General features: G+C 57.7%; 2 protein-coding genes. One reads left to right on the top strand and one right to left on the bottom strand.

What is annotated here, in order from left to right:
* Positions 1-418, top strand: a 418-nt coding sequence (locus EN993_RS36090) for a CBS domain-containing protein (protein WP_127266270.1), incomplete at its 5' end; no start/stop codon positions are given.
* A gap of 186 nt (positions 419-604) precedes the next feature.
* Here the strand turns inward: EN993_RS36090 and EN993_RS36085 are convergent.
* Positions 605-850, bottom strand: a complete 246-nt coding sequence (locus tag EN993_RS36085; protein WP_127266269.1) for a DUF982 domain-containing protein — start codon at positions 848-850, stop codon at positions 605-607.
* Positions 851-1,112 lie beyond the last annotated feature (262 nt).

Genomic DNA, 1,112 nt, shown 5'->3' with positions numbered 1-1,112 from the left:
GCTGCATGGCGCGGCGGCGTTCCTGACCGCGCCGGAAACCCGGCATCCGAGCTTCCCGGTCATCGACGAGAACAGGCGGGTGCTCGGCCTCATCGATCCGCCGGCGATCCTGCGCTGGCGCCGCGCCGGCAAGCACAGGACGACCACGCTCGACGACCTGCTTGCTGGAAGCAAGGTGACGCTTGCCTATCCCGACGAATACCTGGAAGGTCTGTCGGACAAGCTGTTGGTGGCCAATGTCTCGCATCTGCCGGTCGTCACCCGCGAGAGCCAGCAACTGGTCGGCTATGTCGGCTGGAAGGATCTGATGCGCGTGCGGTCGAGGAAGCAAGCCGAGGAGCGTGATCGTTCGGCATTGCTGGCCTTTGGCACCCGCCGTAGAAAACAGGATGGCGCTGAACAAGACCGCGTTGGTTGAACACCTAGTAGATGCGAGCTTTCTCCAAACGCGGTCGATCTACCTCGCCAGCAATTACGCGTCTCTCAATCGCGATCTGGTATTGTAATCCTTGAGGGATTTTCGAATGCCCAACTGACCGGAGACCTTCCTGCCGACGAAAGGACCTTCGAGGCCGACAAGGAAACCGGCGCGCAACCTGTGATCTCATTCAACCAAAATATGCGCCTCTCGGGCGGCTTCGACAAAAACTTCTCTTGCAACATCGGCGGAAACGCCGCCGTTTATGGCCTGCTGGCAAGCTCTCAACGCGGACCGATGTTTTTGACTTCCTGCATCGCGCCAATTGCCTCCAAGCAAATCTAGCGCCTGTTGAGCATTCAAGAGGTTGCGAATATTTCCGCCAATGCCGGTGGTGACTGGCACCGGCTTGGAAAACCACGCTTCGTACATGATGGAACCTCAGATGGACCGCACTGCACAAAACGCGCGTGTCGACGAACGGTTTCGTTGAACAGCTATCACCGTTGCGTGAGTAGGTATGGACTGCGTCGCCGCGAAAATTGCATTCGTCACGACTCGTTTCGTAGCCTATTCAGCAGCGATGGGATGTCGGCGCCTCAGCGTAGTATTCCGCTATGACCTGTCCCGCGAGAAATTTCCTGATTTGACAGGCCACGTGAGCCCGCCTGACCGAACCAACATTCTATTAGTA

This window comes from Mesorhizobium sp. M7D.F.Ca.US.004.01.2.1, from assembly GCF_003997785.1.
GTDB lineage: Bacteria > Pseudomonadota > Alphaproteobacteria > Rhizobiales > Rhizobiaceae > Mesorhizobium > Mesorhizobium loti.
This window is presented reverse-complemented; position numbering and strand designations above follow the sequence as displayed.

What these genes read in the sequence shown, in the direction of transcription:
- EN993_RS36085 (WP_127266269.1), bottom strand. Translation starts at nt 850, where the DNA reads ATGTACGAAGCGTGGTTTTCCAAGCCGGTGCCAGTCACCACCGGCATT.